The following is an 8440-nucleotide window of genomic DNA, read 5'->3' on the forward strand; positions in this document are numbered from 1 at the left end:
TCCACTTAACTTTCGCAATTATTAATTATCCGAAGTACACGTCTTGATAATCTTCATTTTTTTCTAATACGTCTTTCGCAAATGGGCAAGATGCGATGATTTTTAAGTTGTTTTCACGCGCATGTTGAACCACTGCATCTACTAATTTAGTGCCTAAACCTTGGCCACCTAATTCATCAGACACGCCAGTATGGTCAATGTCGATTTCATTATTATCAGCTTGTTTGTAAGTAATTACTGCTTGAGGATTATTTTCATCTTCACCAACGTAAAACTTATTATTACCTTGTTTAATTTCTTCAGCCATGTTACGTCACTCCTTTAATAAAGTCATAGTAATATGTATCACTTTTTCAGAAAAACAAAACATTCGATAAATAAATTTTAGAATATAAAGATTATACAAATTGTTATAAACAGAGATATTGCTTTTTTTAAACAGAACCGATATAGTTGAGAACGAAATTATTACGTTTTGGAGGGATTTAGTTGTTTTTGAAAAGGGCGTCCGTACTGATCCTCATTATGTGCTTAAGTATTGCTTTATCAGCTTGTAGCACGATACACAGTACGCATACAAAAGAGAAAGTTACAACCAAAAATAAAATCGACATCTATACGACTGTATTCGCATTCAAAAGCTTTACGCAACAAATTGGCGGTAAATACGTCAACGTGGATACGATTTATCCTCCAGGTGCAGACACACATACGTATGAACCAAGTCAGCGCGATATGATTAATATTGCTAAAAGTGATTTGTTTATTTATTCAAGCGATGATTTAGATCCAGTTGCAGCGAAGATTACGAAATCCATGAACAATGACGATATGAAATTAGCAGTGGCAGATGGACTTAGTCATAAAGACTTATTAACAGAAGACGATGACCATGATGAACACGAACATCACCATGCTGAAGCGGGGCATGATCCTCACATATGGCTAGATCCAGTTTTAGATAAAAAATTCTCTAAGAAGATTAAAGATGATTTAGTGAAACGAGATCCATCACATAAAGCGTATTATGAACATAATTTTCAAAAGTTAAATCAAGATTTAACACAGTTGGATAAAGAATTAACACAAATTACGACACACTCTAAACGCGATAAAGTAGTGATTTCTCATGATTCATTAGGCTATTTAGCGCATCGCTATCACTTTGAACAAGAAGGCGTTAGTGGTATGAATAATGAAGAGCCGAGTCAGAAAGATATTCTTGCGATGATTAAACAAATTGAGCAAACGCATCAACCATATATCTTATATGAACAAAACATTACGTCTAAAATCACAGATGTCATTCGCGATGAAACTAAAGCTAAACCAGTAAGTTTCAACAACTTATCCGTCCTAACCAAAGAACAAGCTGATGACGATTCATTAACATTTCAATCTATTATGAAGAAAAATATCAAAGCTCTTGATAAAGCATTAAATCAGTAATGGATCAATAAATAACCCCTTTATCCTAAACCATGGAATAAGGGGGTTATCTTATATAATTAAGACCATCTAATATAACTTACTGTTGTATTATAGTATTCCTCAAAGCCATGAATACCATCGGCACCACCCAAACCAGATTCTCTCCAGCCAGCATGATAACCATTCACAACTTCTTCCGCTTCACAGTTCGCATACACTTCACCGAATTTAAGTCGCTCTGTTGCTTCCATCACTTCTTTTAAATTCTCAGAGAAGATGTATGAAGATAAACCAGCATTAGTATCATTTGCTGCATCAATCACTTCATCAAAGTCATTATAAGTCGTTACAGCAAGCACAGGTCCAAAGATTTCTTCTTTAAATGCACTATCACTAGTTTTCACATTATCAATAATTGTAGGTTCATAGAAGAAACCAGCACGTTCCATTTTATGTCCACCTAACACAAGGTTAGCGCCATTTTTAACTGCTTCTTGCACTTTCTCATCAATGCTATCTAATTGTTTCTGATTAATAATCGCACCGTAATCTGTATTGTCATCAAATGGATCACCCACTTGAAGTTGACTCATGCGTTCTTTAGCTTTAGCAACGAAGTCATCATGTACATCTTTATGAACGAAGATACGTTCAGGACATGTACAGACTTGACCTGCATTATTAATACGCGCTGTTACGATATATTCCACTGCTTTATCTAAGTCAGCATGTGGTGTCACTAAGACTGGCGCATTACCGCCTAACTCAAGATTCACTTTCTTCACAGTATCAGCGGCATTTTTATAAACGGCTTTACCAGCAGCCATACTACCTGTTAATGATATTAATTGAATATCCTTATGTGTCGCAAGTTGCGTACCTACAGTGTCACCAGTACCAGGCACGATTTGAATTAAGCCAGCTGGAATGGTTGATGCACGGAATAATTCCGCTATTTTTAATGTTAATAATGTCGTTTCTTCACTTGGTTTAATAACTACAGAACAACCAGTCACTACTGCCGGAATGACTTTACGCATTAAGACCATAATTGGAGCGTTCCATGGCACAATGCCTGCCGTAACACCAATTGGTTTCTTCGTTAATTGTATCGTTTCATTCGCTACACTATTTTGTAATACTTCGCCTTTATTGCTCATACTTAAGCTCGTCATGTAGTCGATGAACTGTACCGCTTTATCAATTTCTCCCTCAGCTTGTGCAAGCGTCTTACCTTGCTCTTCGACATATAACTTCGCTAATTCATCCTTATTTTGTTCCAATAAAGGAATCAATAATTTTACGTGCTCTGCACGTGTAGGCGCAGGCACGCGCTCCCATTCACGTTGCGCATGTTTCGATTTCTCAATCGCTTCATTCACTTCTTCTTCTGTCGCAAATGTAATTGTATCAATTTTTTCACCCGTCGCAGGATTAATCACATCCATCGTCTCATTTGACTTACTCTCTACAAATTCATTATTAATAAATAGTTGATTGGTCATTTAAGACACCTCCAACCATAGTATTCCCCGAAATCGTTTGTTTTATTCTTTTGGGAGCGGAACAGAAATCTAATTTATAAATAGATTTCGTAGTTTCGCCCCGGCAAGGATGACTAGAATTGAAAAAGCTTGAGACAAGCGCGTTTCAATTCAGTCAGCTACTGCCCAATATCAAGTGGTATGGAGTAGAAGCTATTACTTCTTGACTAGCTATTCGAAACTTCATTTTCAATAGCAAAATACGCCACGAAATGATAAGAATAGAAAGTAAGAAATGGCACATAATTATGCACCAATAATTGACAAAAACATTCAAATTGACGATGAACCACAGAAAGTGTATAATTTATCTCCAAATCGAAATGAAATTCTAGAATGTGAGGTGAGGAAATGGACCGCACAAATGCTTCATTAAAAGCATTTATAGGACTACATAAGGCATTGGATGCATTAGAGAAAGTAGTTAAACAAGATGTTCAAAATTACGGACTAAACGTCACAGAATTTGCCGTCTTGGAATTGCTTTATAACAAAGGCCCACAACCCATTCAACGCATCAGAGAGAGAGTACTCATCGCTAGCAGCAGTATTTCTTATGTGGTAAGTCAACTTGAAGAGAAAGGCTGGATTACGCGTGATAAAGATCCGAATGATCAACGTGTCTATCATGCAACTTTGACTGATAAAGGACAACAATTCATGGCGAAGATCTTTCCTCAACATGCTACGACACTGACACATGCTTTCTCAGAATTAACAGAAGAAGAATTGATTACGCTCCAACATGCATGTAGAAAATTAAGTAATCAATCAGCTGAAGTATAGCCATAACATAAAAGGTTCTCATGGATACTTGTAACGTATCTGTGAGAACCTTTCGTCTTATTGATGATTTAAAGATATTAATTGAATTAAGCCTCGATACATAATTGGAATGAGGAGGATGAAGCCGAACAAGCCCATGATTGGGAAGACTTTTCCGATTAAAGAAATGAAACCGATAAACGTACATATAAACGTGACGACAGCCATAGCGATAATGAGCACGAAATAACCTTTGGAAAAGGGCTCCGTAAAACGGGAAGCGAAGGCATACATTAACCCAACGACCGTATTGTAAATTACCAAAATCATAATAATCGACATTATTATACCTAATAATGGAGAAATTTGACGCGCAAGTAATAGGGTAGGAAGTGCGACAGACTGAATGTGCTCAAACTCAGTGATCAAGCCTAAATTAATCATCAATAATAAGAACGTAATGATGATGCCCCCTAATAAACCGCCCCAAAGCGCCGATTGACGGTGTTTCAAACGACCACCCATGACACTTAAAAAACTAAACGCAGCCGCAATTTGTAGACTGGCATAATTTAAACCATCAAACCACCAACCAAGCGATAACCCGTGACGATGTTCAGCGTAATTGTTAGCAGCTGTGAAGTTTAAATGTCCCGTCATAAAGTAATAAATAGCAATGATTGTCACTACAATAACTAAGAAAGGCGTCACCACGCCTAACACAGCAATTAAACGGTCGAAATTTAAAAATAATGTTACTAGAATAAGAAGTACTAACAATAGGGAACTTATCCAAAAAGGTAAGCCAAAGCTTTCCTGTATAGTCGATGCACCGCCAGCCGTCATAATCATCGCTAATGAAAATAGAAAAATAGTAAGAATAATATCAAATAAACGCGCTATCCAAGAAGGTAAATAATACCGTATTGATTCAGAATGGTTATGCGACTTGATCTGATAGCCTGTTTGTAAAACAAAGATACCACCTAACGTCACGATAATACCCGTAATAAGAATTCCTAGAATACTATTGCTACCATTACTTGTGAAAAATTGAAAAACCTCTTGTCCAGTCGCGAAACCAGCACCCACGACAACACCTACAAACGCAAACGCGACGACAATCGCCTCTTTAAAATACTGCACTTCTGAAAAATCCTTTCAAACTTTAAAAATATTAATAAAAAACAATTATATATTTTAACGAAAATTTACAGAAAAATAAATACTAAAGTTTACATGAAACGCACACTGTCTTTACACAAAAGTCACATAAAGAAGTGAAATACAATAGTAATGCAGTCTTAAAGAAAGTTTGATAGTATAACACAGTATTAAATAAAAATTAGGAAATGAATTTATTAATTGAGGAAGGTGTAGGTATGTCTTTTGATTTACCTGTCATGCTCATCATTGTGCTATTTTTAGCGCTAGGTATCTTTAGTCAATGGTTAGCGACACGTATCAAATGGCCTTCAATCGTCGTTATGTCGATTGTAGGATTATTAGTAGGACCCATACTAGGTTTAGCAAACCCCCATCATACGCTAGGGGGAGAAGTATTTAGTCCTATTGTTTCATTAGCAGTAGCAATTATTTTATTTGAAGGTAGTAGTAACTTAGATTTCCGTGAATTAAAAGGTATTTCTAAAGCAGTCATTCGTATTATTACAATAGGCGCTGTCATTTCATGGGTTCTAGGTGCGATTGCCTTAAACAAGATTTTAGATTTCCCATTATCCGTATCTGTCGTCATGGGTGGACTCTTCTTAATCACCGGTCCAACAGTGATTCAACCATTGCTTAAACAGGCGAAAGTGCGTAAGAGCGTGGATTCTATCTTACGTTGGGAAAGTATTATTTTAGATCCTATTGGTCCAATTTTAGCTTTAACTGCATTCTATATTTACCAAATCATTGAACAAGGTTTCGGTTTACAAGTTATTTTTCTATTTATCTTGAAAATAGTCATCACAGCTGTAATCGGATTTGGCGCATCATTCATATTCAATTGGTTTATCCAACGCGATATGATTCCACAAAACTTAATGCCATCTATTCAGCTTGTCTTCATTTTGTTGGTATTTAGTATATGTGACCAAATCTTACAAGAATCAGGCCTATTAGCCGTGACTATCTTTGGTTTAATGATGGCACGCTATAAACGTCACGACTTAATTTTCAAAGAGTCAGATCATTTCGTTGAAAATGCTTCATCCATATTAGTATCAACCGTGTTTATTTTGATTACTTCATCATTAACATCATCTGTACTTATGGATGTCCTATCATGGCAATTACTTGTCTTCGCGATAGTAATGATTATTATTGTACGTCCCATTGCGGTGCTATTATCAACCATTGGTACTGAAATCACGAAAAAGGAACGTGCACTTGTTGCGATGATGGCACCACGAGGCATCGTCGTTCTAACCGTAGCCCAATTCTTTGGTGGCTTATTTATGAGTGACCACGTCAAAATGGCAAGCTATATTACACCAGTGACATTCGGATTAGTATTTATTACCGTGGTGATTTATGGCTTTAGCTTCACACCAATCAGTAAATTACTCGGCTTAGCAAGTACAGAACCACCAGGGGTGATTATCGTAGGAGAGAGTGAATTCTCTTTCCATTTAGGTAGTAAACTTCGTGAACATGACATTCCAGTCATGGTCTTCAACTTATTTGAGAACACATCAACGAAGGCAGAAGAATACGGCTTTGAAATCTTTAAAGGTAACTTACTTTCAAGTAGCGATCGTATCTACGCTGATTTAATTCGTTATAATAAGTGTTTACTCATGACGAAATCATTTATTTTTAACAGTTTAGCTTTTAATGAATTAGTACCAGAGTTTGGTTTGAATAACGTTAGTATGATGCCTGTGTCATTTACCGACGAACAAGCTAGAAATAATCTTAATGGTCCATTACGCAACCATATTTTATTTGATGAAAATCATAGCCCAAGATGGTTCGATAATACCATTGTGAATAAAAATATTGTGGAAATACATGCAGAAGAATATGACAATATTACAGATAACGACATGATTATTTATCACATTGATGACGATAAAGTCGTTTCTTTTAATAAGAGTAGTAAGCCATTACCAGAGCAAGACAGTGGAACATATGGTATCTTAAGAGACGTTTATGAATAATATAACAAATGCCTGAACATCATTTTGATGCTTCAGGCTTTTTTATAAGGTTAGATATGAAAGTTGAAAAATTGTCTTTTATCATTTATTTAACTTATGAAAGCGTTTTATAATGATGGAGAGGTGTATTTATGGATAAAGAGAAATTAGAAATAATCAAAGCCCATGCATTAGAATTCTTTAATCTACAAGTTAGAAATTTTCATATTTATGATGTGAGAAGTATTGGAAGATGTCTTCAAACACCTTTTACTAACACGAGGAGTCAATCGTTTAAAAGTGAGTTGAGCTATTTAATTAAAAACATGAAAAGTAAGTATATTTATAAATATACAAATAGTTTCAATGTAAATTACTTATTGTTCAAGTTTAATAAACATAACCAATTAATTGTTATTGGACCATTTTTGATCACAAGACCTAGTGAAAGTGAATGTCATGAGTTATTACAAGAAAGAAATATGGGGCTAGATAGATTAGATGATTTTAAGCAATACATTTTATCTATACCTTTGTGTCAACAAATACAAGTAGAAAAAACAGCGCGCTTAGCTGTGAAATTTTTAAAAGGTAAAGCGAATTATGAAACGATTCAGCCTATTGAATTTAATTTCCATATCAAGCAAGAATCATTTAGTGAGAGTATAAACGAATTTAATTTCACATTAAATCAATTGGAAGAACGTTATAAATTAGAAAATCAATTCTTAAATGAAGTCGCTAATGGTAATTCAGAAAAAGCATTGTCACTTTTCCAACAAACATTTGCGATTATTTCTGGAATTGAGAGGGGAAAAGACGTCTTAGTCACTAAAAAATATTTAGCTTATTTAATGAATACTTTATGTCGAAAAGTGATTGAACGAAGCGGTGTTAACTTATTAACTGTAGATGCTTTATCTACTAAATATGCTTTTTTAATTGATGGTGAGAAAAGTGTTGAAGGTATATTTAAGTTAACGCGTGAATTAATTACTGAATATGCGAATGCTTCAATGTATGCACAAACACTTAAATATAGTTCAAAAATTAATAAAGCAATTCAATACCTTGAACTTCATTTAAGTTATGAGGTTCATCTAGAAGACTTGGCTGCAGCTGTTAATTTAACACCCACATACTTATCTCGCTTATTCAAAAAAGAGGTGGGTGAAACTATTTCACAATATTTAAAGCAATTACGGATTAAGAAAAGTGAAGATTTAGTTGCTAATACAGATATGAACTTTGAATATATTGCACATTATGTAGGATTTAAAGATCAAAGTTATTATACAACTTGCTTTAAACAATATTATGGCGTATCACCTAAGAAGTATAGAAAATTGAAAAAAAAAGGTGTGTTGTAGTTAGATTTACTAAAAATATTAAATTAAAAACTCAAAAAAGTAAAAAAAATTAAAGAAAAAACAATTAAATTAAAAAATACCAGACTGAAAGGTAACTTTATACACTTTACAATGAATAATTAAGAATTATTTTAATTTGACATATTTTGTCAATATTTTTAAGAGAACGCTGACAACGCAATGC

7 protein-coding genes are annotated in these 8440 nt (G+C 34.6%); 4 read left to right on the plus strand and 3 right to left on the minus strand.

Annotation, left to right across the window (positions count from 1 at the left end; all coding sequences use genetic code 11):
• Positions 1-25: 25 nt before the first annotated feature.
• A complete protein-coding gene (locus tag CD128_RS06870) occupies positions 26-307 on the minus strand; it encodes a GNAT family N-acetyltransferase (RefSeq protein ID WP_103329281.1) in 282 nt (93 codons plus the stop codon).
• Between the two features lie 218 nt (positions 308-525).
• Here CD128_RS06870 and CD128_RS06875 point away from each other — a divergent pair, with 218 nt between their 5' ends.
• Positions 526-1449: a metal ABC transporter solute-binding protein, Zn/Mn family gene (locus tag CD128_RS06875; RefSeq protein WP_415239156.1), complete on the plus strand. Its 924-nt coding sequence runs from the start codon at positions 526-528 to the stop codon at positions 1447-1449.
• A 59-nt stretch (positions 1450-1508) separates the two neighbouring features.
• On the opposite strand, the gene aldA is transcribed toward CD128_RS06875, so the two are convergent.
• The gene (gene aldA, locus CD128_RS06880) at positions 1509-2936 is read right to left on the minus strand and encodes an aldehyde dehydrogenase (RefSeq protein WP_103329282.1); all 1428 of its coding nucleotides are present in this window, start codon (positions 2934-2936) and stop codon (positions 1509-1511) included.
• Positions 2937-3326: 390 nt separating this feature from the next.
• Between aldA and CD128_RS06885 the strand changes: the two genes are divergently transcribed.
• Positions 3327-3761, plus strand: coding sequence for a MarR family winged helix-turn-helix transcriptional regulator (locus tag CD128_RS06885; RefSeq protein WP_103329283.1), 435 nt, complete (start codon positions 3327-3329; stop codon positions 3759-3761).
• Between the two features lie 57 nt (positions 3762-3818).
• On the opposite strand, the gene CD128_RS06890 is transcribed toward CD128_RS06885, so the two are convergent.
• Entirely contained in the window at positions 3819-4886 is a 1068-nt protein-coding gene (locus tag CD128_RS06890; RefSeq protein WP_103329284.1) for a YkvI family membrane protein, read from the minus strand.
• A 236-nt stretch (positions 4887-5122) separates the two neighbouring features.
• Here CD128_RS06890 and CD128_RS06895 point away from each other — a divergent pair, with 236 nt between their 5' ends.
• Positions 5123-6907 carry a cation:proton antiporter gene (locus CD128_RS06895; RefSeq protein WP_103329285.1) on the plus strand — a complete coding sequence of 595 codons (1785 nt, stop codon included), beginning with the start codon at positions 5123-5125 and terminating at the stop codon, positions 6905-6907.
• A gap of 131 nt (positions 6908-7038) precedes the next feature.
• Positions 7039-8256 carry an AraC family transcriptional regulator gene (locus CD128_RS06900; protein WP_103329286.1) on the plus strand — a complete coding sequence of 406 codons (1218 nt, stop codon included), beginning with the start codon at positions 7039-7041 and terminating at the stop codon, positions 8254-8256.
• Positions 8257-8440 lie beyond the last annotated feature (184 nt).

This window comes from Staphylococcus croceilyticus, from assembly GCF_002902575.1.
In the GTDB taxonomy this organism is placed as follows: domain Bacteria; phylum Bacillota; class Bacilli; order Staphylococcales; family Staphylococcaceae; genus Staphylococcus; species Staphylococcus croceilyticus.

Excerpts from the sequence above, each read along its gene's own strand:
- CD128_RS06870 (WP_103329281.1), bottom strand. The coding sequence starts at position 307 with ATGGCTGAAGAAATTAAACAAGGTAATAATAAGTTTTACGTTGGTGAA.
- CD128_RS06875 (WP_415239156.1), top strand. The coding sequence starts at position 526 with ATGTGCTTAAGTATTGCTTTATCAGCTTGTAGCACGATACACAGTACG.
- aldA (WP_103329282.1), bottom strand. The coding sequence starts at position 2,936 with ATGACCAATCAACTATTTATTAATAATGAATTTGTAGAGAGTAAGTCA.
- CD128_RS06885 (WP_103329283.1), top strand. The coding sequence starts at position 3,327 with ATGGACCGCACAAATGCTTCATTAAAAGCATTTATAGGACTACATAAG.
- CD128_RS06895 (WP_103329285.1), top strand. The coding sequence starts at position 5,123 with ATGTCTTTTGATTTACCTGTCATGCTCATCATTGTGCTATTTTTAGCG.
- CD128_RS06900 (WP_103329286.1), top strand. The coding sequence starts at position 7,039 with ATGGATAAAGAGAAATTAGAAATAATCAAAGCCCATGCATTAGAATTC.